Source organism: Mycobacterium dioxanotrophicus, assembly GCF_002157835.1.
Classification (GTDB): Bacteria; Actinomycetota; Actinomycetes; order Mycobacteriales; family Mycobacteriaceae; genus Mycobacterium; species Mycobacterium dioxanotrophicus.
In genome coordinates this window covers 1,622,720-1,646,164 of record NZ_CP020809.1, presented here as the reverse complement: position 1 = coordinate 1,646,164, position 23,445 = coordinate 1,622,720, and the positions used below count along the sequence as shown (strand labels likewise).

General features: G+C 65.6%; 20 protein-coding genes and 1 tRNA gene. 11 read left to right on the top strand and 10 right to left on the bottom strand.

Annotation, left to right across the window (positions count from 1 at the left end; all coding sequences use genetic code 11):
* The first annotated feature begins 408 nt into the window (after positions 1–408).
* The gene (locus BTO20_RS07890; RefSeq protein ID WP_087074784.1) at positions 409–705 is read left to right on the top strand and encodes a GNAT family N-acetyltransferase; all 297 of its coding nucleotides are present in this window, start codon (positions 409–411) and stop codon (positions 703–705) included.
* A 7-nt stretch (positions 706–712) separates the two neighbouring features.
* Here the strand turns inward: BTO20_RS07890 and BTO20_RS07885 are convergent, their stop codons facing one another.
* Positions 713–1,342, bottom strand: a complete 630-nt coding sequence (locus BTO20_RS07885; protein ID WP_087074782.1) for a cutinase family protein — start codon at positions 1,340–1,342, stop codon at positions 713–715.
* A gap of 651 nt (positions 1,343–1,993) precedes the next feature.
* Between BTO20_RS07885 and BTO20_RS07875 the strand changes: the two genes are divergently transcribed.
* Positions 1,994–3,802 (top strand): serine/threonine-protein kinase PknD, encoded by a 1,809-nt coding sequence (locus BTO20_RS07875; protein WP_087074778.1) that lies wholly within the window; start codon positions 1,994–1,996, stop codon positions 3,800–3,802.
* Between the two features lie 476 nt (positions 3,803–4,278).
* Here BTO20_RS07875 and BTO20_RS07870 read toward each other — a convergent pair whose 3' ends face one another.
* Genes BTO20_RS07870 through BTO20_RS07855 form a run of 4 tightly spaced genes read right to left on the bottom strand, consistent with a single transcriptional unit; the run spans position 4,279 to position 7,991 of the window.
* Complete coding sequence (locus BTO20_RS07870) at positions 4,279–4,671, bottom strand: tautomerase family protein (protein ID WP_087074776.1); 393 nt, start codon at positions 4,669–4,671, stop codon at positions 4,279–4,281.
* A gap of 3 nt (positions 4,672–4,674) precedes the next feature.
* Positions 4,675–6,177: a CoA-acylating methylmalonate-semialdehyde dehydrogenase gene (locus tag BTO20_RS07865; protein WP_087074774.1), complete on the bottom strand. Its 1,503-nt coding sequence runs from the start codon at positions 6,175–6,177 to the stop codon at positions 4,675–4,677.
* A gap of 35 nt (positions 6,178–6,212) precedes the next feature.
* Positions 6,213–6,560 carry a cupin domain-containing protein gene (locus tag BTO20_RS07860; RefSeq protein WP_087074772.1) on the bottom strand — a complete coding sequence of 116 codons (348 nt, stop codon included), beginning with the start codon at positions 6,558–6,560 and terminating at the stop codon, positions 6,213–6,215.
* A 30-nt stretch (positions 6,561–6,590) separates the two neighbouring features.
* A complete protein-coding gene (locus tag BTO20_RS07855) occupies positions 6,591–7,991 on the bottom strand; it encodes an NAD(P)/FAD-dependent oxidoreductase (RefSeq protein ID WP_087074771.1) in 1,401 nt (466 codons plus the stop codon).
* A 125-nt stretch (positions 7,992–8,116) separates the two neighbouring features.
* Here BTO20_RS07855 and BTO20_RS07850 point away from each other — a divergent pair, with 125 nt between their 5' ends.
* Entirely contained in the window at positions 8,117–9,580 is a 1,464-nt protein-coding gene (locus BTO20_RS07850; protein WP_087074769.1) for a PucR family transcriptional regulator, read from the top strand.
* A 52-nt stretch (positions 9,581–9,632) separates the two neighbouring features.
* Here the strand turns inward: BTO20_RS07850 and BTO20_RS07845 are convergent, their stop codons facing one another.
* Positions 9,633–11,060: an amino acid permease gene (locus BTO20_RS07845; protein WP_087081767.1), complete on the bottom strand. Its 1,428-nt coding sequence runs from the start codon at positions 11,058–11,060 to the stop codon at positions 9,633–9,635.
* 385 nt (positions 11,061–11,445) lie between these two features.
* Positions 11,446–11,519 (bottom strand) — tRNA-Leu (locus tag BTO20_RS07840).
* A 190-nt stretch (positions 11,520–11,709) separates the two neighbouring features.
* Here BTO20_RS07840 and BTO20_RS07835 point away from each other — a divergent pair.
* Positions 11,710–12,144, top strand: coding sequence for a nitroreductase family deazaflavin-dependent oxidoreductase (locus BTO20_RS07835; RefSeq protein ID WP_332460295.1), 435 nt, complete (start codon positions 11,710–11,712; stop codon positions 12,142–12,144).
* On the opposite strand, the gene BTO20_RS07830 is transcribed toward BTO20_RS07835, so the two are convergent.
* Entirely contained in the window at positions 12,141–12,956 is an 816-nt protein-coding gene (locus BTO20_RS07830; RefSeq protein WP_232491088.1) for a type III PLP-dependent enzyme domain-containing protein, read from the bottom strand. The genes BTO20_RS07835 and BTO20_RS07830 overlap by 4 nt on opposite strands.
* Before the next feature lie 358 nt (positions 12,957–13,314).
* Between BTO20_RS07830 and BTO20_RS39860 the strand changes: the two genes are divergently transcribed.
* Genes BTO20_RS39860 through BTO20_RS07800 form a run of 7 tightly spaced genes read left to right on the top strand, consistent with a single transcriptional unit; the run spans position 13,315 to position 21,354 of the window.
* Positions 13,315–13,419, top strand: a complete 105-nt coding sequence (locus BTO20_RS39860; protein WP_232491087.1) for a potassium-transporting ATPase — start codon at positions 13,315–13,317, stop codon at positions 13,417–13,419.
* Complete coding sequence (locus BTO20_RS07825) at positions 13,416–13,505, top strand: potassium-transporting ATPase subunit F (RefSeq protein WP_036424600.1); 90 nt, start codon at positions 13,416–13,418, stop codon at positions 13,503–13,505. Before BTO20_RS39860 ends, BTO20_RS07825 begins: the two co-directional genes overlap by 4 nt.
* Entirely contained in the window at positions 13,505–15,175 is a 1,671-nt protein-coding gene (gene kdpA, locus BTO20_RS07820; protein WP_087074767.1) for a potassium-transporting ATPase subunit KdpA, read from the top strand. Before BTO20_RS07825 ends, kdpA begins: the two co-directional genes overlap by 1 nt.
* A complete protein-coding gene (gene kdpB / locus BTO20_RS07815; RefSeq protein ID WP_087074765.1) occupies positions 15,175–17,304 on the top strand; it encodes a potassium-transporting ATPase subunit KdpB in 2,130 nt (709 codons plus the stop codon). Before kdpA ends, kdpB begins: the two co-directional genes overlap by 1 nt.
* A gap of 3 nt (positions 17,305–17,307) precedes the next feature.
* Positions 17,308–18,162 (top strand): potassium-transporting ATPase subunit C, encoded by an 855-nt coding sequence (locus BTO20_RS07810; protein WP_087074763.1) that lies wholly within the window; start codon positions 17,308–17,310, stop codon positions 18,160–18,162.
* 7 nt (positions 18,163–18,169) lie between these two features.
* Positions 18,170–20,668 (top strand): sensor histidine kinase, encoded by a 2,499-nt coding sequence (locus BTO20_RS07805; RefSeq protein ID WP_087074762.1) that lies wholly within the window; start codon positions 18,170–18,172, stop codon positions 20,666–20,668.
* Positions 20,665–21,354 carry a response regulator gene (locus tag BTO20_RS07800; protein WP_087074760.1) on the top strand — a complete coding sequence of 230 codons (690 nt, stop codon included), beginning with the start codon at positions 20,665–20,667 and terminating at the stop codon, positions 21,352–21,354. The genes BTO20_RS07805 and BTO20_RS07800 overlap by 4 nt, the downstream gene beginning before the upstream one ends.
* Here the strand turns inward: BTO20_RS07800 and BTO20_RS07795 are convergent.
* Both BTO20_RS07795 and BTO20_RS07790 read right to left on the bottom strand, forming a co-directional pair.
* Complete coding sequence (locus tag BTO20_RS07795) at positions 21,336–22,958, bottom strand: phytoene desaturase family protein (protein WP_087074758.1); 1,623 nt, start codon at positions 22,956–22,958, stop codon at positions 21,336–21,338. The two genes, BTO20_RS07800 and BTO20_RS07795, sit on opposite strands and share 19 nt — an antisense overlap.
* Entirely contained in the window at positions 22,955–23,431 is a 477-nt protein-coding gene (locus BTO20_RS07790) for an SRPBCC family protein (protein ID WP_087074756.1), read from the bottom strand. Before BTO20_RS07790 ends, BTO20_RS07795 begins: the two co-directional genes overlap by 4 nt.
* Between the last annotated feature and the right edge of the window lie 14 nt (positions 23,432–23,445).

The following is a 23,445-nucleotide window of genomic DNA, read 5'->3' as shown; positions in this document are numbered from 1 at the left end:
CCGGGCCGCCACCCGTGTGATCAGAGCGGTTTCGACGTGATCTCCAGCCATGCCTGGAATTCCCATCGCTCACAGCGTCTTCGCGCCCGGGTTCGAGGCTGTCGCGATCGCAGCAGCTCAGCACACGGCAGCCGCGTGGTGACGCTGTCGACGTGCTTTCCGGCCGTGGTGCGAATACGCCGCCACCGAGACACCGCCACGGCCATTGCCACCGGCAGCATTGTCAGCACTGCATACGTTGCGTAGGCCATCGTCCGTGCCTCTTTCCCGGGCTCATTGACGGTTACTACGTTCGTCGCTTGTGTGGCGCGGAACCATCGCCCGAGGATTGATCTCTTGGCGGTCGCTGGATGTAGCGCTAAGCACAACGCCCCCGGTGGCGGGTCGGCCGGCGGCTAGCCTGGACGGATGCTCGACAGAACCGGCGCCGCGACCACCGTCACCGAACATCCCGATCGGTTCACGATCGCGGTCGACGGCAGCACCGTCGGCGTCGCCGACTTCCACGACGTCGACGGCCGCCGCATCTTCCCGCACACCCAGGTTCTGCCTCAGTACCGAGGCCGTGGGCTGGCGACGATTCTCGTCGGCGAAGCCTTGCGGTCGACGCGTGCGGCCGGCTTACGGATCGTGCCGACGTGCTGGATGGTGGCCGAGTACATCGACAAGCATCCGGAATACGCCGAGTTCACCGACGCCCGGTGAAGCCCGCCTAGAGTCGACTAGCGACGAAATCGGCTGACTGCGCGACCTTTCCGGACTGCACATAGGAGACGTGGGCGCCCATGTCCCAGCCACCTTCCCAACAGATGGGGTCGGCCTGATTGCACTGGTCGATGGAGTTGGCGGCGTATTGCGGCGCCAGCGTCGGCAGCGGTCCCCCGGCGAGCATGCCCGAGAAGCTGGTGCGCGGCGTCCCGAACAGCGCGCTGGCCGCGACGTGATCGGCGGTCTGCGGAGACATCTCGTTGGTGGCCAATTCGATGACCGCGGCGCCCTGCGAGTAGCCACCCAGCACGATCTTGGTGTTCGGGCAGTTGGCGGCGGTGGACTCGATGAGTGCCCGTGCCGCGTCGGCGCCGGCAGTCGGGCTGGAGGCGAAGTCGTTGCTGGCCGGGTAGTCGACGGCCGTTCCCTCGACGGTGCGCGGCGCCACCCGTGTGCGCAGATCGTCGACGAACGGACCGCCCACACTGCCCAGACCGGGCGGTTCGTTGGTGCCGCGGGCGAACACCACCGCGACATCGGGGCACGGGGCTGCTGATGCCGGTGTGGACGCGACGATCGGTGCAGCTGTGGCCAGTGCTGCGCATACCAACAGCAGAGCGGGCTTGGTCGTCATACCAACCGATCGTAGGGGCGACGGGTTGCCCGGTAGCGACCCCGGAGCCGACTCACCGCAACCCGTAGCTCACTTCGCTCCCGTCGCACCGGTGTGTGAGCTGGCCTCGTCGCCCTCAGGCCGATCAACAACGCGAATCGAAGCTACGAGCGCTCCGACAGCCAGGATGATGGGAACGAAAATCGGCCAGCTGGTGATCACCGTGATCGGTCCCCAGAATGTGAGATCCAGCAGGAGCAGGCGGACATACTCGCCCGCGGGCGTCGGGGTGGGGTCACTGTGCGTAACGATTGCGACGGCATAAAGCACAATTCCGGCCGATATGCACGCAACGAGTGTCACGGCCAGGATGCACACAAGTGCTCGTCGCAGGCTGGGCTTGCAGAACTTGATCATCAGCGGGCTCGAGCTCCCATCTTCACCCCACATATTGGGACGAACTGCGGGGATCGTCGCGTCTCCTGCCCATTCGCTATGGGAGTCGCAGTATTCCTGAGGTATGCCAGAACAATACTGATACATCTCCGCGGCAGGCCGTCACCGACGTTGTGTTGACCAGCGCTCTCGTCGGCGCAAGCGCCGCCGAACTGGCGCTCTGCCTGGTTCAATTGACGAAGGCGTTGGCCACGCACGAGCAGGGTTGGCGGCAGCATGGATGACGCAGTCGTAGGCGGCGACGACGACGGCGACGCCACGCAAGGCTCGGCCTCCGCCGGGAAGTTCGGGCGTTACGAGTTGCTGTCACTGATCGCCTCGGGTGGCATGGGTCAGGTGTGGCGGGCACGCGATTCGCAGACCAATCGAGTTGTCGCGCTGAAGGTCTTGCCCGAACATTCCGCCGATGACGAGGAGCCGCGTGAACGGTTCCGCCGGGAGTGCCTGGCGGTGGCACAACTGACAGAGCCGCACGTCATCCCGATCCACGACTTCGGTGACGTGGACGGTCGGCTCTTTCTCAACATGCGGCTGGTCGAAGGCACGGACCTGCGCACGCTGATCAAACAAGATGGTGCCCTGACGCCGACGCGTGCGGTGGCGATCATCGCTCAGGTGGCCGGCGCGCTGCAGGCCGCCCACGACGCCGGACTGGTACACCGCGACGTCAAACCGTCCAACATTCTGGTGTGCGCCAACGACTTCGCCTATCTGATCGACTTCGGGATCGCCCATGCTTCCGAAGACCGGACGCTGACCAAAGTCGGCGAAACCATCGGAACCGCAGCATATCTGGCGCCGGAAGCCGTCAGCACGGCGGCGAAAACTCATCCTCGCGTCGACGTGTACGCGCTGGCGTGCGTCCTCTACGAATGCCTCACCGGCAAGCCACCATTCAGCAGCGACTTGGGCGTACAGGGTTTGATCGCTCACCATTTGTACACTCCGCCACCACAACCCAGCGCCAACGCACCCGAAGTACCCGCCGCATTTGACGCGGTCATCGCAAAGGGAATGGCAAAGAATCCCGACGATCGCTACGTAACCGTTCAGGATCTGGCCGAGGCGGCTCGTGCCGCGGTGGCCGATCCCGAGCCGATTGAGACTCCAGCATCAGCTTCTGCACGGCGAATTCACCTGTCGCACAAGACCATCGGTGCTCTCGTAACCGCAGTCGCTGTCGTGACTGTCCTCACCACGGCCGTCCTCATCGGTCGGCAGTCATCGGGCAGCGGCGGCACGTCGCCCGCACCGGCCGCCGGGGGTAACGGCGCACAGAGTTCGCTGCCGTTCACCGACGTACAGCTCGTCACCGGTATCGCGGTCGATGCCGTAGGTACGGCATATGTCACCGACATCGGTCGGGACGAGGTGCTGCGGTTGGCTGCGGGCGCGTCGACGCCCACCGTACTGCCCTTCAGCGGCCTCAAAAATCCCAGGGACGTGGCAGTCGCCGTCGACGGCAGCGTCTACGTCGCCGATTCGAGCAACGACCGGGTTTTGCGTCTGGCTGCCGGAGCGACAGCCGCGACACCGCTGCCGTTCAGCGGCCTCAACGACCCCCGTGGCGTCGCAGTCGACCGCGCAGGAGACGTCTATGTGAGCGACCGGGGCAACAATCGGGTGCTGCTACTGCCCGCCGGTACGACCGCACCAACCACGCTGCCCTTCACCGGTCTCAACGACCCCCGAGGGGTGGCCGTCGAATCGACAGGCACCGTCGATGTGACCGATACGGGCAACAACCGAGTGCTGACCCTGGCGGCGGGCGCGACGGCGCCGACCACGCTGCCGTTCAGCGGCCTCAACGATCCTCAAGGTCTGGCTGTCGACACAGACGACAACGTCTACGTCACCGATCGCGGTAACGCCGGGGTGCTTCAATTGCGACACGGCGCGACAGCGGCAACCCCACTCCCCTTCACCGGCCTCACCGATCCCCAAGGTGTGGCCGTCGACGGCCACGGCGACGTCTACGTCACTGATGCAGGCCGCGTTCCGGTGGTGAAGCTGGCGGTGGGTTGATTCGCGGTCAGGGCGTACGTGCCTCGGTCGGATTCGAACCGACACTTGGCGGATTTCAGCTGGACTCCCCGTCTTGTAGGTTCCAGCATCGCATGGCAAACGGCAACTTCCCCACCAGCAACTTTGGCTAATCCGCGCGAAATGGCACACGCTAGTTCCCGGTGTTGGCGGCATTCCTTTAACCACACGCTGGTGCCGATTGGGTGCCGCGAGCGAGGACAACAGCGCGCTCCCCTCGACCCGGTGATGCGATGGACTCAGTGCGATCGCTGCGACTTGTGCGATACAGCAACCGCCACGCCGTCAGACGGATAGGCCCTCTACCCCTCTCGTACATCAGCATCGCGCCGTTAGGGTCCGCGTCGATCGACACATCGAGACAATTTTCGATGCGCCATCTCCGATGGTGAGGCACGACAACAGTGAACAATCAGTGGCCAACAGCAGCCCACGATGCCCCTTGTTGCGAAATGCGGTCACAGCTGTCCGGCAATGAACTGCGCGATGCCGTACCCAAATGACCAGTCCTCTTTGGAGTTTTCGACGACGGAGACAATCAAATCCGTTGGGGCCAAAGCTGATGCGACTTTGAGACGTTCGGCCAGCGCCGTATACATGGCTTGTTTCTGGTCCGAGGTACGGCCCTGCTGGACGATCTGGATGACGACGACGTCATCGGTCCGTTCGAAGCCCAAGCCGGTGTCCTCGGCGATGATGTGCCCGGGTTTGTGTTCGGTGATGATCTGGTATCTGTCCCGAGGTGGTGCCGCGAAGTGTTCGAGCATCACGTCCTGGATGGTGTCCGCCAGCTGTCTCAATTGCTCAGCGGTGCGCCGCGATTCGATCACGTGGATATGGACCAGGGGCATGGCTCAGCCGTTCTGGGGGAAGCCCAGGTTGATGCCACCGTGGCTCGGGTCGAGCCAGCGGGTGGTGATGGCCTTGGTGCGGGTGAAGAAGTGCACACCCTCGGTACCGTGAGCGTGGCTGTCACCGAACAGCGAGGCCTTCCAGCCACCGAAGCTGAAGTACGCCATGGGAACCGGGATCGGCACGTTGATACCGACCATGCCCACCTCGACCTCGTTCTGGAAGCGCCGCGCAGCGCCGCCGTCGTTGGTGAAGATCGCGGTGCCGTTGCCGTAAGGGTTGCTGTTGATGAGTTCGAGTGCCTCGTCGTAGCTTTCGACGCGGACCACCGACAGGACCGGTCCGAAGATCTCGTCGGTGTAGACGCTCATCTCGGGGGTGACGTTGTCCAGCAGGGTCGGGCCCAGCCAGAACCCGGCTGGATCCCTATGGCCAGCCCCGTCCAGCACGGTACGACCGTCGACCACAACCTTGGCACCGGCGGCCTCGCCGGCATCGATATAGGAGGCCACCTTGTCACGGTGAGCCTTGGTGACCAGCGGACCCATGTCCGAATCCTTGGTGCCGTCACCGGTCTTGATGGTGGCGGTGCGCTCGGCGATCTTGGCGACCAGGTCGTCGGCGATCGGGCCGACCGCGACAGCCGCGGAGATGGCCATGCAGCGCTCGCCCGCCGAACCGAAACCGGCGTTGACCATGGCGTCGGCGGCCAGGTCCAGATCAGCGTCGGGCAGGATGACGGCGTGGTTCTTCGCGCCGCCGAGGGCCTGCACGCGCTTGCCCGCGGCAGTGGCGGTGGCGTACACGTACTGCGCGATCGGAGTCGAGCCGACGAACGAGACGGCCTTGATCTTGGGGTTGGTCAGCACCTCGTCGACCGCGGTCTTGTCACCTTGCAGGACGTTGAACACGCCCGCGGGCAGACCGGCTTCCTTCCACAGCTCGGCCATCCAGATCACGGCCGAGGGATCCTTCTCCGAAGGCTTGATGACCACGGTGTTGCCCGCGGCGATCGCGATCGGGAAGAACCACATCGGCACCATGGCCGGGAAGTTGAACGGCGAGATGATGCCGACCGCGCCCAGCGGCTGCAGAACCGAATGCACATCGACCTTGGTCGAGGCGTTCTCGGTGTACCCACCCTTGAGCAGATGCGGGATGCCGCAAGCGAATTCGATGACCTCGATACCGCGGGAAACCTCACCGAGGGCATCGGAGAGCACCTTGCCGTGCTCGGAGGTGATGATGGCCGCCAACTCTTCCTTGCGGGCGTTGATCAGCTCGCGGAACGTGAACAGCACCTGCGTGCGCTTGGCCAGTGAGGTGTCCCGCCATGCCGGGAACGCCGCAGCAGCGGCGTCGATCACCGACTGCGCGTCCTCCACGCTGGCCAGCCGCAACTCACCGGTCACCTCACCGGTAGCCGGATTGGTCACCGGCGACGTGGCCGTCGACGAACCGGCGAACGTCTCGTTGTTGCGCCAGTGGGAAATGGTGTTGGACATGATGAATTCCTTTCCGCAAGTGCAGGGCTGGTGTTCTAGAAGATGGCGTAAACCTTGCGAACGGTCTCGGTGACGTCCCAGCGCCCGGTCCAGCCGGGTGGGAGCAAGAGGAAGTCACCGGCGCCCACTTCGACGACTCGACCCGATTCCTCATCGGTAATGCGCACCTTGCCGGACAGGATGTAGCAGACCTCGGTGTTGGGTCGGTTGACGACGGGCCAGCCACCGGGTTCGCATTCCCAGACGCCAGTCAGGGCTTCGGTGCCCGACGGCACGCCTAGCGTCGTCAGTTGGGGGTCGCCGGCATCGGCACCTGGCCGTTGACCGGTGGGTTCAAGGTTGTCGAGGGCGATCACGTTCTGCAGATGAGTCAGCGAGGGCATTGTTGTTTTCTTCCTTAGGAGTTGATTGAATCAGTGTGCGCCGGTGAGGCTTTCGAGAAGAGCCGACACCTTTGACGGCTTGTTGGTGACGCGCTCCTCGAGGTCGGCGGATGCAGCGGCCCGCAGCCCGGCGTTGACGCCGAGCCAACGGAAGGGTTCCACCTCCCACTTTTTGGAGCGGTGATTGACGATCGGCAGCCGATCAACGTCGTCGCGCCGTCCGAGCAGCGCGTTTCGCAGGATGCGGCCAGCGAGGTTGCTAGTCGCGACGCCGTCGCCGACGTACGGTCCGGCCCAGGCGATCTTGTTGGCGCGGTCGTAACCGACCGACGGAAACCAGTCACGCGGCACACCCAGTGGGCCTCCCCATCGATGGGTCACTGGGACGTCACGCAGCTGGGGGAACATTTCGTGCATCGTCGTGATGATCTCGCCGTGGATTTTGGCGTTCACGTCGAACCGCGGATCGACCTTTGAGCCGAAGTGGTAAGGGGCTCCGCGACCGCCGAACACCAGGCGTCCGTCGGCGGTGGGATGTGCGTAGATGCGCAGGTTACGCATGTCATTGAAGGCGGTACGGGAGGTCAGGGCCAGCGTCTGGCGCACAGCATCGGAGATGGGGGCGGTGGCGACCACGAGCGAGTACAGCGGCGCGACGTGTCGTCGATACTCGGCGAACTGCGGCGTGAACGCCTCGGTGGCGCGAACCACAGTGCCCGCCTTGATTTGTCCGCGGTTCGTCCGGACCAGCCCGTTGTCGATCGAGTTAACCGCCGTGTCCTCGTAGATGGCGACGCCGAGCGCCTCGACGGTCGAAGCCAGTCCGCGAACCAGTTTGTCGGGCTGCAACAGAGCGCAATGCTCGGTGTAGATCGCACCCCGTACAGCAGTGGCATTGACCCGCTGCCGGGCCTCGTCGGCGCTGAGGAACTGCCATTGTCCCTTGGTCCCGAAGGCCTCGGAAGCCGTGACGGTCGCTTGCGCTCGGGCCAATTGCGCCTGGTTGCGCGCCAGCGACAGAAAACCCTCACGGGCGTAATCGCAGTCGATGGACTCCTCGGCAACGACCGTGCCGATCTCGGTGACCGTGTCGTTCATGGCAGATTGGAGGCGTAGCGCTGAGTCATGGTCGTAGAGCTTGGCAACGTGAGCCAGCGACACCGGGAAGATCGACGAAGCCCATCCCCCGTTGCGCCCGGAGGCACCGAATCCGGCGTACTCGCGTTCGACAATCACGATGTTGAGTGACGGTTCGGTTTTGGCCAGGTAGTACGCAGTCCACAGACCGGTGAAACCGGCACCGACGATCGCCACGTCCGCGGTGATGTCTGTGTTCAGCGGAGCCCGTCGCGGGGCAGGACGCTCCTCGCGCCACAGCGGAACACCCACCGTGAGTTTCGTTGCGCTGCGATCGACGTCTCTGGCCACCATGTCTCTTGCCTTTCAAGCGGATTGCTCGTGCCCTCATAGTGTTCGAAATCTCTTTGATGCGTGACATACGCGATCGCCACAGCTACTCGGGGGTGCGTTGTACTTTTGTATGAGGAGGTGCTCGGGTGATTTCGGTGGATCAACTGGTGGCCGTCCCATCGCTGGGCCTCCGCTACCTCGCGGGTGAACGCGGTGGATCCCGGCTGGTGACCTGGGCGCATGCTTGTGACCTGGAGGATCCGTGGAACTGGTTCGACCACGGTGACCTGGTGATGACGACCGGCGGTGGAATGCCCGCAGATGAGGCATCCCAGTGCCGGTGGATGACCCAGTTGATCGAGAGCAAGGTGAGTGCTCTCGTTGTGGCCTCCAGCCCCACCGCTCCCGAGGTGACGCAGGGGTTGATCGACGTTGCCGAGGCGCATGGTTTCCCGGTGCTGAGTGCGGGCTACGAGCTGCACTTCGTCGCGTTGGCGCGCACCGTGATCGAGAGTGCGATTGAATCCGAACGCCAGCGGGTGACAGCGATCAAGCGGCTCTACGACGTGTACTGGCAGTCACTGCATGCCAGAAGCACGTTCACGGAGCGCTTGTCCGCGCTGGAGGTCGCCACTGGCTGGGCGTTGGAGGTTCGAGAACAGCTGGCCGGCGAGCTGATCGCCACGGGACGTCGCCACTACGCGCTGGACGGCACCGGCGGAGCTGTCAGTGACCCGGTCCATGTGCCCATTCCTGGAGCCGGCGAGGTGGTGCTGATCGCGGTGGCGGACAGGCTGCCCGTGACCGACCGGCCGTTGGTGCAACATATCGGCGGTCTGATCGCGTTGGAATTGGAACATGATGCTGCGCAACGCGATCGGATGCGCGCGTCGGGTGCGGATCTATTGTCGGGACTGATCGACGAAAGCATCACGCTGTCGGCGGTCTGGCCCGAACTGCGCCACCGGGGGATGGTGGGCGACGTCGTGATGGCGTGCTGGAGCATGCCGGATGGTGCGCCGCTGAATCATCACAGCATCCACCGGCAGGTGTGCCTGCAGAACTACGATCCTCTCTTACTGGTGCGTGGGTCTGCCTTGGTGGGGCTCGTCCCCTACGACACCGAGATGCTGCAGCGCGTCGCAGCCAAGCTGGCGCCCGGTTGCGCGGTGGGCACCAGCTCGCAGCTGGCCATGAATACACACGTAGCCGAGGCGCTGCGGCAGGCGCAGCTCGCGGTCGCCCGGGCGCACGAACGCGGTAGTGCGATCGCCACATACGGCGACGAGGGCACCCGGGACTTCCTGCCGTCGAGTGTCGAGGACATCCGGCGCCTGGTCCGCAGCACCCTCGGCCCCATCATCGCCCATGACCGGGCCAACGACGGCAATCTGGTGGAATCGGTCCGGACCTTCCTGCGATACGACGGCGTCTGGCAGACCAGCGCGGACGCTCTCAACATCCACCGCCAAACGCTCGTTTACCGCCTCAAGAAGGTCGAGCAGCTGACCGGTCTCAAACCGACGAGCACGGAGGGGGCGGCGATGATCTGGCTTGCACTCACTGCGGCGGAGCGCGCCGAACTCACGCTCGACGACCTCGCCGACTGACGAGAAGAGGCCCGTCCACCGAAGCTCGGCGGACGGGCCTCTCGACTCAGGTTCACCGCGTGACGCGCTCACTGTCCGTGGAACCGGCGACGGCCGTCGGCGTAGCCGCTGATTTCACGTGCTGGCGGCGCCGCCTCGTGAACAGGTAGATCACCGTCAATGCGGCCCAGACAGCCAGCCCTTGCAACAGTTCGACCCGATGCTCGGGTCGGATGCCCATGCTGACCAGGACCGCCACGATGGTTGCGGTGACCAGGATCGGCAGCACCGGATAAAGCCACATCCGGAACTGCAGGATTCCGGGGTTCTCGCGTTCCCAGACTCGACGCAGGCGCAGTTCCGAGACGCAGATCATGAAGTACACGACTAGGAACACCGCGCCAGATGCGTTGATGAGGAACAGAAAGACGGTGTCGGGCCACACCGCGGCCAGAACCACGCAGCCGTACCCGACGACCGTGCAGGCGAGAATGCCTTTGACCGGGACGCCGCGCTTGTTGGTCGCCGACATCCACGACGGGGCGTCGCCGCGATCACCCATGACGAAAAGCAGCCGCGAGGACGTGTACAGACCCGAGTTCAGCACCGACAGCACCGCGACCAGGATCACCAGATTGAGCAGGTTTCCGGCGCCGGGGATGCCGATGCGGTTCAAGGCGGCGACGAACGGTGACTCGCCTGGCACCACCGAATCCCAGGGCACGATCACCACGATTAGGAACGTCGAGATGACAAAGAAGAGGAGAATGCGGAAGACCACGGAGTTCACCGCCTTGCGAATGGCCCGGGCAGGTTCGGCGGATTCCGCCGCAGCCACCGTCACCACCTCCACGCCGGTCATGGAGAAGATGACCACCACGACACCGACGAACAGCGTGGCCAGGCCGTGAGGCAGCAAACCTCCGTGACTAGTCAGGTTGGAAAAGTCCATCGATGCGCCCGGCCAGAGCCCGAGCACGAACAGCGCGCTGACGGCGATGAAGGCCACGATCGCGACGACCTTAATGCTGGCGAACCAATATTCGGCCTCCCCAAACGCCCCTACCGACAACAGATTGACGAAGGTCATGATGATCATCAGGCCGAGAGCGATCGCCCACACCGGTACCGCGGGGATCCAGTCGTGGATGATCTGGCCGCCGGCGACCGCTTCGAAGCCGACGACGATCACCCAGAAGTACCAGTACAGCCATCCCGTGGAGAAGCCCGCCCAGGGCCCCCACGCTATGCGGGCATAGTCGGTGAACGAGCCGGTCGACGGGCGTGCGGCGGCCATCTCGCCGAGCATCCGCATCACCAGCAGCACGATGAGACCGGTGATCGCATAAGTAATGAAGGCGAGTGGACCGGCGTCGTGGATGGTGGCACTAGACCCGACAAAGAGCCCGGCACCGATGACCCCGCCGAGCGAGAGCATCGTGAGATGGCGCTGCTTGAGGCCCTTCTTCAACTGATGTGATCCGTCGCCTGCGATTCCCATCGATGTTCCTTCCTGCAGCCCCGGGTGCATCTCACCCGGAACACTCTGTGATGGGAATCACCATTGTCGGGTAGCCGGGCTGGAACCATCCGCCGTTCCTACAGAGGTCGGGCCGCGTCGTCATACACCTGTACAAGCCGATCTTCCAGCCCTACGCAAGGGCTTGAAACCCGTGGGCATCGTTGGATGAACCAGCCATAGCGGCCGTCACATCACAGCGGCAGCACTCAACCGTGGGGTATCGCATTCTCGGGACGTGCCGAACGGACGGCAATCTGAAGCGTGTCTGCCAGATGCAGACTGACGTGAACGCAAATGCCGTCTGGTCCGGCGAGGCATACCGCAGCACGCAAATAAAAGCGCCGGTGAATTAGGTTTGTGCCAGTGCCCCCAGTCGGACTCGAACCGACACTTGGCGGATTTTAAGTCCGCTGCCTCTGCCAATTGGGCTATGGGGGCCGTGACAGATCGTAAGCACGGTACCCGGGCACATCTTGGCCCCGACCACGCAGGTCAGGCATCACCCGCAGTATCAGAGGCAGGCCGTCAAAACTCTTGACGCTCCGAACATGAACACCATGCCAAGAAGCCCCGGCCCCCACCCCGGCACATGTTTCAATACCCACGGGGCACGAGGGCGGGGGCACGCATGGCGAACAAACTGGCAGACGCGATTGCCACAGTGGCAGAACGCATTTCATCGATACTGGGCCCGGGTGCCATGCGCGCACTGGCTCGGTTCAACAAGTACGTGACCAACCCGATACAGCGGATGTGGGCCCCGTACCTGCCCTACATGGCGGTCATCGAGCATGTGGACCGCAAGTCGGGCACCAGCTACCGCACGCCGGTCATGGCGTTCGTTGACAACAGCGCCATCACCGTCGTCCTGAATTACGGCGCACAGTCTGATTGGGTACGCAACGTCCAAGCCGGCGAGGCCGGCGTGATCCAGCGAGGCAAGCACTACCGGTTGGCCGATCCTCGGGTCATCACCCTCGACTCCCCTGACTTGCCGAGGGCCGTGCAGGGCATCAACACCTCCGCGCACAGCGCCCTGCACGGCCGTCTCGCCGCCGACTAACTGGCCAGCGGCATGCGGTTGGCCGGCTCGGCCAACACGGTGACGACGGGCCGCGGGAACCGCAGGGTCGCGCACGCGTCGTCGAGCGTCTCGTCGACCGAGGTCGCCACGTCGGCAAGACCACCGACACCGTCGCCGAAGGTGAAACCGTGCCCGCCCAACCCGATCCGAGTCAGCACCACACCGTGATCGCGGCGAATCTGCGTCATCTCAGCGAGCATGTCGCCGATGGCGGCAGGATGGCTGACGAAATGATGCTCGTCGGGTCCGACCTCGCTGTACAAGCCCACCAGATCCAGTCGTGGGCAACTCAATACAGCGCTATACGCATCCGTGGCCTCATGGGTGTCGAAGCCGAATCCAACGCCTGTACCGCGTCGCGTCACCGCGACCAGCACTCGCTGCCTGCGCCCCTTGGCCGACGCAAGCTGCTCGATCTGATCCAAGGAATCGACCACGATTCTTCCGACGCCGAGATTGACTGTGCAGAAGAGTAATTCGTCGGCGTTCAGCCCGCCGGCGTGGACCGTCATCCGGATGGGTGCGATATCGGCCGCGAGAGCGATCCCTAGTTCCCGGCTGGTGCGCACACCCACCGTCACGCCGCAGTCCCGGGCCCACCGCGCGACCGCGCTGTCGGCGAGTGCCGACGCCGGAAGCGCCAGCTCGACCGTACCCAAGGAGCGCTGAGTGCTCGCGCAGCCGCGCACCGCTTCGGGTTCCGTCGAGGGCAGCGTTGCAGAATGTCGCCTGGCCACCGACGCCGGCATGCGGGCCGAGAACATGGACTTGACGACCGTCGAGAGTGTCACCGGAACCTGTTCACCACCGCGCCCGACTGGATGTCATTGGGCGCCTGGTTCCACGATCGCTCCGCCGCATACCACGTGACCAGTGATTTTGCGGTCTCTTGACGGTTCAGACCGAAACTTTGACGCCGCGCTGACGAACGGGCCCATGGGTGTAAACGACCTGATCAGATGCCCCCACGACGCAGCGACCAGCCCAATTGGCGCCATTTTGACGGCAATGACGCCCGTGCCGCAGGCGGGCGGAAGGAGACCGTAAAGGAGCGCGACGCCCGCGTAAAGAAACCGTCAACGGCCCGCCTACCGACCGCAAACCGGGCCGATCCTGGGGCAGGCCCCCGAAAGCCGGAGGCCTGTGAACGTGTCTTCGAACGGAGACAGCATGTCTGTCCTGATTTACGTCGTGCTGACGGTGGCGATCTTCGCGCTGCTCGGCTTGGTGCAGAGGTTGGTCGAACGACTGTGAGCTACGAAAACATCGTCGGCCTGATCCTGGCGGTGCTCATCGCCGTCTTCGTGTTCGCCGCCCTGCTCTTCCCCGAGAGGTTCTAGTGACTACCACCACCGCGGGGATCCTGTTCCTCGCATTGCTCGTCGCGGTGATCGCGCTGGTGCATGTGCCGTTGGGCGACTACATGTTCCGTGTCTACATCGGCGACAAGGATTCTCGTGCCGAACGGCTGATCTACCGGGTGATCGGGGCCGATCCCCGGTCCGAGCAGACCTGGGGCTCGTATGCCCGCAGCGTGCTCGCGTTCTCGGCCGTCAGCATCCTGGTCCTATTCATCTTCCAGTTGGTCCAGGGCAAGCTGCCGCTGCACCTTCACGATCCGGCCACCCCGATGACCCCCGCGCTGGCGTGGAACACCGCCGTCAGCTTCGTCACCAACACCAACTGGCAGGCCTACTCCGGCGAAACCACGCAGGGCCACCTCGTGCAGATGGCCGGGCTGGCGGTACAGAACTTCGTCTCCGCCGCCGTCGGCATGGCCGTCGCCGTGGCCCTGGTACGCGGATTCGCGCGTCGGCACACCGGCGACCTCGGCAACTTCTGGGCCGACCTGGTGCGCGGCAGTATCCGTATCCTGCTGCCGATTTCGATTATCGGTGCCATCGTGCTCATCGCCGGCGGCGCCATCCAGAACTTCGCGTTGCACGACCAGCTGGTTACCACGCTCAGCGGCGCGCAACAGACCATCCCCGGCGGACCGGTCGCCAGCCAGGAGGTCATCAAGGAACTCGGCACCAACGGCGGCGGTTTCTACAACGCCAACTCGTCGCACCCGTTCGAGAACCCGACCACGTGGACCAACTGGGTCGAGATCTTCCTGATTCTGCTCATCCCGTTCTCGCTGCCGCGCACGTTCGGCCGGATGGTCGACAGCCGAAAGCAGGGTTACGCCATCGCCGCGGTGATGGGCGTCATCGCCCTGCTGAGCACCAGCTTCATGATGTGGTTCCAGCTGCAGCATCACGGCACTGTGCCCAGCGCCGTCGGAAGTGCCATGGAGGGCGTCGAACAGCGCTTCGGCGTGGCGGATTCGGCGGTGTTCGCCTCGGCGACGACGCTGACCTCCACCGGTGCGGTCGACTCGTTCCACGACTCCTACACGAGCCTCGGCGGCATGATGACGATGTTCAACATGCAGCTCGGCGAGGTCGCGCCGGGCGGTGTCGGATCGGGCCTGTACGGCATGCTGATCCTCGCGATCATCACCGTGTTCGTCGCCGGGCTGATGGTCGGACGGACCCCGGAGTACCTGGGAAAGAAGATCACACCGCGCGAAATCAAGCTGGCGGCAAGCTATTTCCTGGTCACGCCGCTGATCGTGCTGACCGGCACCGCGGTGGCCATGGCCATGCCGGGTCAACGCGCCGGGATGCTCAACACCGGACCGCACGGCCTCAGTGAGGTGCTCTACGCCTTCACCTCCGCGGCCAACAACAACGGCTCGGCCTTCGCCGGCATCAGCGTCAACACCGAGTGGTACAACACCGCGCTGGGGCTGGCGATGGTGTTCGGCCGGTTCCTGCCCATCGTCCTCGTGTTGGCACTGGCGGGTTCGCTTGCCGCCCAAGGCAGCACACCCGAGTCGATCGGCACCCTGCCGACGCACCGGCCGCAGTTCGTCGGAATGGTCGTCGGCGTCACGGTGATCCTGGTCGCCCTCACCTTCCTGCCCATGCTCGCGCTCGGGCCCCTCGCTGAAGGAATCCACTGATGTCTGTCCCCACCGCCGAACGCGCGGTTTCCCACCAACCCAAATCCAAATCCGTGCCGAGCGGTTTGATCGACCCTGCGATGTTGTGGCGATCGGTGCCCGACGCCCTGCGCAAGCTCGACCCCCGCACGCTGTGGCGCAACCCAGTGATGTTCATCGTCGAACTCGGCGCCGTCTGGAGCACGGTGCTGGCCATCGTCGAGCCGACCTGGTTCGGCTGGCTGATCGTCGGCTGGCTGTGGCTGACCGTGGTGTTCGCCAACCTGGCCGAGGCGGTCGCCGAAGGTCGCGGCAAGGCGCAGGCCGAATCACTGCGAAAGACCAAGGCCGACACCATGGCCCGCCGACTCACCGAATCCGGCGCCGAAGAGTCGGTACCCGCGCCGCAGCTCAAGCTCGGTGACATCGTGGTGGTCGAAGCCGGCCAGGTCATTCCCGGTGACGGCGACGTCGTGGAAGGCATTGCCTCGGTGGATGAATCGGCCATCACCGGTGAATCTGCCCCGGTCATCCGGGAATCCGGTGGCGACCGCTCGGCGGTGACGGGCGGCACCACCGTGCTGTCGGACCGCATCGTCGTGAAGATCACGCAGAAGCCGGGTGAGAGCTTCATCGACCGGATGATCGCGCTCGTCGAAGGCGCCAATCGGCAGAAGACGCCCAACGAGATCGCACTCAATATCCTGCTGGCCGCCCTGACGATCATCTTCGTGTTCGCCGTCGCCACCCTGCAGCCGCTGGCCATCTACTCCAAGGCCAACAACCCGGGCGTTCCAGACAGCCTGTCGCTCACGGCAAACGGCGTCAGCGGCATCGTGATGGTGGCGCTGCTGGTGTGCCTGATCCCGACGACCATCGGTGCGCTGCTGTCCGCCATCGGCATCGCAGGCATGGACCGGCTGGTGCAGCGCAATGTGCTGGCCATGTCCGGCCGGGCCGTCGAGGCCGCCGGTGACGTCAACACCCTGCTGCTGGACAAGACCGGCACCATCACCCTGGGTAACCGGCAGGCCTCCGCGTTCGTGCCGCTGAGCGGTATCTCGGCCGCGCAGCTCGCCGATGCCGCGCAGCTCTCCAGCCTGGCCGACGAAACCCCGGAGGGCCGCTCGATCGTGGTGTTCGCCAAGCAGCATCACGGGCTGCGCGCCCGCACCCCAGGAGAACTCGCTCACGCCCATTGGATCGAGTTCAGCGCCACCACCCGCATGTCCGGCGTCGACCTCGACGGGCACAAGCTGCGCAAGGGCGCCGCCAGCGCCGTCGCCGAGTGGGTGCGCTCTGAAGGCGGCTCGGTGCCAGACGAATTGGGTTCCATCGTCGACGGCATTTCCGGCGCTGGTGGCACCCCGCTGGTCGTCGGTCAGGTGGCCGGCGACGGCGGCACCGCCGAGGTGCTCGGGGTCATCCATCTCAAGGACGTCGTGAAGCAGGGCATGCGCGACCGGTTCGACGAGATGCGCAAGATGGGCATCCGGACGGTGATGATCACCGGCGACAACCCGTTGACCGCCAAGGCCATTGCCGACGAGGCCGGCGTCGACGACTTTCTCGCCGAGGCCACTCCCGAGGACAAGCTGGCGCTGATCAAGAAGGAGCAGGCCGGCGGCCGGCTCGTCGCCATGACCGGTGACGGCACCAACGACGCCCCCGCACTGGCCCAGGCCGACGTGGGCGTGGCGATGAACACCGGCACCTCGGCGGCCAAAGAAGCCGGCAACATGGTCGATCTCGACTCGGACCCGACGAAACTCATCGAGATCGTGGAGATCGGCAAGCAATTGCTGATCACCCGCGGCGCACTGACCACGTTCTCGATCGCCAACGACATCGCCAAATACTTCGCGATCATCCCGGCCATGTTCGTCGCCCTGTTCCCGGGCCTGGACTTGCTGAACATCATGCGGTTGCACAGCCCGCAGTCGGCGATCCTGTCCGCGGTGATCTTCAACGCCATCGTGATCGTCGCGCTGATCCCCCTGGCGCTCAAGGGTGTCCGCTATACCCCGAGCAGTGCGTCGAAACTGTTGAGCCGCAACCTGTATCTGTACGGCCTCGGCGGTATCGTCGCCCCGTTCATCGGGATCAAGCTCATCGACCTCGTTGTCCAACTTCTCCCTGGAATGTCGTAAACCATGCAAATCTCAAACCTGGTCCGCCAACATCTCGCCGCGCTACGAGCGCTGCTCATCCTGACCGTCATCCTGGGGATCGGCTATCCGCTGTTCATCTGGCTGGTGGCGCAGGTGCCGGGTCTCTCCGACAAGGCCGACGGCTCGATCGTCGAGGTCGCCGGAAAACCGGTGGGCAGCAGCCTGATCGGGCAGTCGTTCACCGACTCCGACGGCAAGCCGCTGGCCCGGTACTTCCAGTCCCGCCCGTCGGCGGCCGGCAACGGCTACGACCCGATGGCCTCGGGCGCGAGCAACCTTGGTCCCGAAAGCGTCGTCGACGTACCCGGAAAACCCAGCCTGTTGACCCAGGTGTGCACCCGCAGCCTCGACGTGGCCAAGCTCGACGGCACCACCGGCAGGCGTCCGTTCTGCACCGGCGACGGCGTCGGCGCTGTGCTGGCGGTGATCGGCCCGCGCGATCCGCACGGCAACGTCGTGCATCCCACCCAGGTGGTCAGCGTCAACCAACCGTGCCCGGCCGTCCCGTTCCTGGCCAGCTATGAGGGCGTCCGCGTGGGGTGTGCGAAGCCCGGCGACGATTACAGCATCGGGCAGATCGTCCCGATCCGCGGTGCGGCGACAGCCGCCGTGCCCGCCGACGCGGTGACCGCCAGCGGCGGCGGGCTGGATCCGAACATCTCCCCCGCCTACGCCGAATTGCAGGTGAACCGGGTGGCCAAGGCCCGCAACCTGAATCCCGACGTGGTCCGCCAGTTGGTCGCCGAGCACACCGACGGCCGAACCCTGGGCTTTATCGGCGAACCTCGGGTCAACGTGCTCGAGCTCAATATCGCTCTCGACCACCTAGGTGGATGATGGGTTGATGACGGCCACTGCCCCTAAGCGAGGTGAACTGCGCATCTACCTGGGCGCAGCTCCTGGCGTGGGCAAAACCTACGCCATGCTCGGTGAGGCACACCGACGGCTCGAACGCGGTACCGACGTGGTGGCCGCGGTGGTCGAAACCCACGGTCGCGCCAAAACAGCCGAACTGCTCGAGGGAATCGAGACGATCCCACCGCACTACATCGACTACCGGGGCAGCCGTTTTCCGGAACTCGATGTGCCGGCGGTGCTGACCCGCAACCCGCAGGTGGTGCTGGTCGACGAGCTCGCCCACACCAACACGCCCGGCAGCAAGAACCCGAAACGCTGGCAGGACGTCGAGGAGCTGCTCGCCGCAGGCATCACCGTCGTGTCGACGGTGAACGTGCAGCACCTGGAGAGCCTCAACGACGTCGTCACCGGCATCACCGGTATCGAGCAGCAGGAGAAGGTGCCCGACGAGGTGGTCCGCGCCGCCGATCAGATCGAGCTGGTCGACATCACCCCGGAGGCGTTGCAGCGCAGGCTCTCCCACGGCAACGTGTATGCGCCGGAACGGATCGACGCGGCACTGTCGAACTACTTCCGGCGCGGAAACCTCACGGCCCTGCGGGAATTGGCCCTGCTGTGGCTCGCCGACCAGGTGGACGCGGCGCTGGCCAAGTACCGCGCCGACAACAAGATCACCGATACCTGGGAAGCTCGCGAACGGGTCGTGGTGGCCGTGACCGGCGGCCCGGAATCAGAGACCCTGGTACGCCGGGCATCCCGGATCGCGTCGAGATCAAGTGCTGAGCTGATGGTGGTCCACGTGGTCCGCGGCGACGGGCTCTCCGGCGTATCGGCCGCGCACATGGGCAAGGTGCGGGAGCTGGCCGCCAGCCTCGGCGCCACGGTGCACACCGTCGTCGGCGACGATGTCCCCACGGCCCTGCTGGATTTCGCTCGCGAACGCAACGCCACCCAGCTGGTGCTCGGTACATCGCGGCGGTCCCGCTGGGCTCGACTGTTCGACGAGGGCATCGGCGCGGCGGTGGTGCAACAGTCCGGCAAGATCGACGTGCACATGGTGACCCATGAGCACGCGAGGCGCAGCGCCGTGCGGCTGGAGTCCGAGCATCGGCATCTCGCGTCGTGGCTTGCCGCCGTGGTGGTTCCGTCGGCGATCTGCGCGGTGACGGTATATCTGCTCGACCCGTACCTCGGCGTCGGCGGTGAGAGCGCACTGTTCTTCGTCGGTGTCCTCGTCGTGGCACTGCTCGGCGGTGTCGCGCCCGCCGCGGTGTCCGCGGTGCTCTCGGGCCTGCTGCTGAACTACTTCCTGGTCGCGCCTCGGCACACCTTCACGATCGCCGATCCCAACAGCGCCATCACCGTCGTGGTGCTGCTAGCGGTCGCGGTGGCCATCGCGGTCCTGGTCGACGGCGCCGCCAAACGAGCCAGAGAGGCCCGGTGGGCGTCGCGGGAGGCCGAGCTGCTGGCCCTGTTCGCCGGGTCGGTGCTGCGCGGCGCCGACCTCGACACGCTGCTGGAACGCGTCCGGGAGACCTACAGTCAACGCGCCGTGAGTCTGCTGCGCGAAGGTGTGGGCATCGTGGCGTGTGTGGGCGAGGATCCCTGTGTGCACGTTGATTCGGCCGACACCGCCATCGAAGTCGGCGACGACGAGTTCTGGCTGCTGATGTCCGGGCGGCAGCTGCCGGCCCGCGACCGCCGGGTGCTCGGCGCCGTCGCGATGCAGGCCGCTGGCCTGGTGCGGCAGCGGGAACTGAGCGAGGCCGCAGGCAAAGCCAACGCCATCGCGCAGGCCGACGAACTGCGCCGCTCACTGCTCTCGGCCGTCAGCCACGATCTGCGCACCCCGCTGGCCGCCGCCAAGGCCGCCGTGTCCAGCCTGCGCAGTGACGATGTCGATTTCTCCGAGGACGACACCGCCGAACTGCTGGCCACGGTCGAGGAGTCCGTCGACGCGTTGACCGCGCTGGTGGGCAACCTGCTGGACTCGTCGCGGCTGGCCGCCGGCGTGGTGCGGCCCGAACTGCGTCCGGTGTATCTCGAGGAGGCGGTGCAACGCGCGCTGATCGGAATCAGCAGAGGCACCACAGGATTCGGGCGCCAAGGATTGGACCGGGTGAAGGTGGAGGTCGACGATTCAGTGGCGATGGCCGACGGCGGCCTGCTGGAGCGGGTGCTGGCCAACCTGATCGACAACGCGCTGCGCTACGCGCCTGACGGCCCGATCCGGGTGACCGCGGGACGCATCGCCGACCGGGTGCTGATCGCGGTCATCGACGAAGGCCCCGGCGTGCCACGCGGAACCGACACCGCGCTGTTCGCACCGTTCCAACGGCTGGGCGACCATGACAACAGCACCGGCGTCGGACTCGGCCTGTCGGTGGCCCGCGGGTTCGTCGAGGCGATGGGCGGCACCATCTCGGCCACCGACACTCCCGGCGGCGGACTGACCGTCGAAATCGACTTGGCGGCCCCGGCGTGAACGCAGCCAAGACCAGGGTGCTGGTCATCGACGACGAGCCGCAGATCCTGCGCGCCCTGCGCATCAACCTGTCGGTGCGCGGCTACGAGGTCACCTGCGCGGCCACCGGAGCCGAAGCACTGCGCAGCGCCGCCGATCATCGCCCCGACGTCATCGTGCTCGACCTCGGGCTGCCCGACATGTCCGGCATCGACGTGCTCGCGGGCTTGCGCGGCTGGCTGACGGCACCGGTGATCGTGCTCTCGGCCCGCACCGATTCCTCCGACAAGGTCGAGGCGCTCGATGCGGGAGCCGACGACTACGTCACCAAACCCTTTGGCATGGACGAGTTTCTGGCCCGGTTACGGGCCGCGGTACGACGTGCGGCCGTCGCCGACGCCGACCAGCCGGTGATCGAGACATCGTCGTTCACCGTGGACCTCGCCGCCAAGAAGGTCACCAAGAACGACGCCGAGGTCCATCTGACCCCCACCGAGTGGGGCATGCTGGAAATGCTGGTGCGCAACCGCGGCAAGCTGGTGGGCCGCGAGGAACTGCTCAAGGAGGTGTGGGGCCCGGCCTACGCCAAGGAAACCCACTATCTGCGGGTCTACCTCGCGCAACTGCGGCGCAAGCTGGAGGACGACCCGTCACACCCCGTGCATCTGTTGACCGAGGCGGGCATGGGTTACCGGTTCCAGGAGTGAGTGTCCCCGCGCGAATCCGTGAGCAGTGAGATGACGGCCTTGTTGAGTCGCCGCCGCGGCCAGCCCGTCACACCATCGCCACCCAGCGCGGCCCTGGCCGCGTTACGCCCGCACGCGCCGTGCACACCCCCTCCCGGCGACGCGCCGGCGCTGCCCAGATAGACGTTCTCGACCGGTGTCTCCGCCCGGCCGAATCCCGGTGCCGGCCGAAAGATCAACTGCTGGTATAGCTGTGACGTCCCACCGTTGACCGCTCCACCATGCAGGTTCTCATCAGCGCCCTGCAGGTCCGAGGGCCGCTGAACCATGGTGCCGACCACGTGATCGGTGAATCCGGGTGCATGCTCTTCCAACACCTGGCCGACCGCCTCCGCGACCCGCTCGGCCGACGCGTCGTCGGTGACGCCACGCGGCAGATGCGTGTAGGCCCAGGCACTTTCAGTGCCTGCGGGCGAGCGGCCCGGATCGGCGGTCGTCATCTGCCCGAAGAGCATGAACGGCTGCCGCGGAAGTGTCGCGGTGTGCAGATCGGCCATCCAACGGACAAGGCCGTCATGGTCGGCGCCCAGGTGCACCGTGCCGACCTCGTTGAGGTTCTTCGAGCGCCATGGCACCGGCGCGTCCAACGCGTAATTGACCTTCAATACCGGGGTGTCCCAATCGAAATGACGCATGCTGTCGAGTACCGCCGCGGGCACCGAGTCGGTGGGGAGCAGGTCGCGGTACAGCCGGGGCGCCGAGGTGTCGGCGATGACGGCACGTCGCACCCGCACCGCGGTGCCGTCGGTCGTTCGTACCCCGACCGCGCGGCCACCTCGTACCGCAATACGGTCCACCTGACGCCCGCACTCGATGCGGGCCCCCGCAGACGTCACTCGCCGCACGAGCGCCGCGGTCAACTGTCCAGCACCGCCGACCGGAACGGGCCAACCACCGTCCTGCGCCATCATGATCAGCAGATAGCCCATGACCCCGCTGCCAGGCGCGTCGATCGGCACGTCGGCGTGCATCGCGTTGCCCAGCAACAACAGTCGCGCCGCGGCGCCGTCGAACAACCGCTCGGCCATCACGCCTGCCGGCAGGACCAACAGGTGCGCAAGTCGCAGCGCCTCGGCGGTACCCAGCCGGTGCAACAGCCCTAGCACCCCGCGCACGGGCGGAAACGGCGAGAACAACGCCGCCAAGAGCGGCTCACGGACACGTTGCCACTGCTCGAACAGCGCATACCATCGCTGACCGTCTCCGCGGTGATGTCGGTCCAATTCCGCTGCCGTGCGGTCGATGTCGCGGTAGATGACCGGCGCATCCTCGTCTGCGGCCGATTGCGGATGCCCCACCACGGCGGGTGCGCGGCTCCACTGCAGGCCGTGGTCTTCCAGGTGCAAGGCGCGCAACGCCGGCGACGCCACGGACAACGGGTAGAACGCGCTGTAGAGATCGCTGACGTAACCGGGAAAGAGCTCGGCACTCTTGACCGCGCCACCCGGCGCGAGTTGCGCCTCGAGCACCAGGACATCCCATCCGGCGTCGGCCAGCATGGCTGCGGCGACGAGGCCGTTGTGGCCCGCACCGATCACCACAGCGTCCGCGCAGAGCTGGCTCATTGAGGCGCTTCCCGTCGTTCGGCCAGCGCCGCCAACCGCTCGACGCACTCACGATTACGTGGGTACACCAGCAGCAGGGATAGCCGCCGTGGCACCCAGTTGAGCGGTCCGCCGACCGGCACCTCGGCCATCTCGATCCGCGAGCCGTTGTGGATGTCGGCCAGACGCAGGGTGATCCGCGCACCGCCGAACGGCCGCACTCGGGCGAACAACACCAGCTCCTCCAGCGGTGTGCACGACTCGACGATGGTCTCGTCGTTGACCACCACGGGCCAGACGCCGATCGTGTGGTGAATCTTGCTGCCCGGTGCGGGCCAGTCGGGCGTGACCGCCCGCATCCGCGTATTGCCGACCACCCACTGCGAGTACGTCCACCCATCGGCGACGACATCCCACACCTGCTTGCGCGACGCAGTGGTGTGGCGCTTGACGATCAGCGGGCTGTCCACCGCTGCCGGAGAGGACTGAACCATGGGCGCTGGGCTAC

Bases quoted from the DNA above. Each gene is read 5' to 3' on its own strand.
- BTO20_RS07890 (WP_087074784.1), top strand. From the start codon at position 409: ATGCTCGACAGAACCGGCGCCGCGACCACCGTCACCGAACATCCCGAT.
- BTO20_RS07885 (WP_087074782.1), bottom strand. From the start codon at position 1,342: ATGACGACCAAGCCCGCTCTGCTGTTGGTATGCGCAGCACTGGCCACA.
- BTO20_RS07875 (WP_087074778.1), top strand. From the start codon at position 1,994: ATGGATGACGCAGTCGTAGGCGGCGACGACGACGGCGACGCCACGCAA.
- BTO20_RS07870 (WP_087074776.1), bottom strand. From the start codon at position 4,671: ATGCCCCTGGTCCATATCCACGTGATCGAATCGCGGCGCACCGCTGAG.
- BTO20_RS07865 (WP_087074774.1), bottom strand. From the start codon at position 6,177: ATGTCCAACACCATTTCCCACTGGCGCAACAACGAGACGTTCGCCGGT.
- BTO20_RS07860 (WP_087074772.1), bottom strand. From the start codon at position 6,560: ATGCCCTCGCTGACTCATCTGCAGAACGTGATCGCCCTCGACAACCTT.
- BTO20_RS07855 (WP_087074771.1), bottom strand. From the start codon at position 7,991: ATGGTGGCCAGAGACGTCGATCGCAGCGCAACGAAACTCACGGTGGGT.
- BTO20_RS07845 (WP_087081767.1), bottom strand. From the start codon at position 11,060: ATGGGAATCGCAGGCGACGGATCACATCAGTTGAAGAAGGGCCTCAAG.
- BTO20_RS07835 (WP_332460295.1), top strand. From the start codon at position 11,710: ATGGCGAACAAACTGGCAGACGCGATTGCCACAGTGGCAGAACGCATT.
- kdpB (WP_087074765.1), top strand. From the start codon at position 15,175: ATGTCTGTCCCCACCGCCGAACGCGCGGTTTCCCACCAACCCAAATCC.
- BTO20_RS07810 (WP_087074763.1), top strand. From the start codon at position 17,308: ATGCAAATCTCAAACCTGGTCCGCCAACATCTCGCCGCGCTACGAGCG.
- BTO20_RS07805 (WP_087074762.1), top strand. From the start codon at position 18,170: ATGACGGCCACTGCCCCTAAGCGAGGTGAACTGCGCATCTACCTGGGC.
- BTO20_RS07795 (WP_087074758.1), bottom strand. From the start codon at position 22,958: ATGAGCCAGCTCTGCGCGGACGCTGTGGTGATCGGTGCGGGCCACAAC.
- BTO20_RS07790 (WP_087074756.1), bottom strand. From the start codon at position 23,431: ATGGTTCAGTCCTCTCCGGCAGCGGTGGACAGCCCGCTGATCGTCAAG.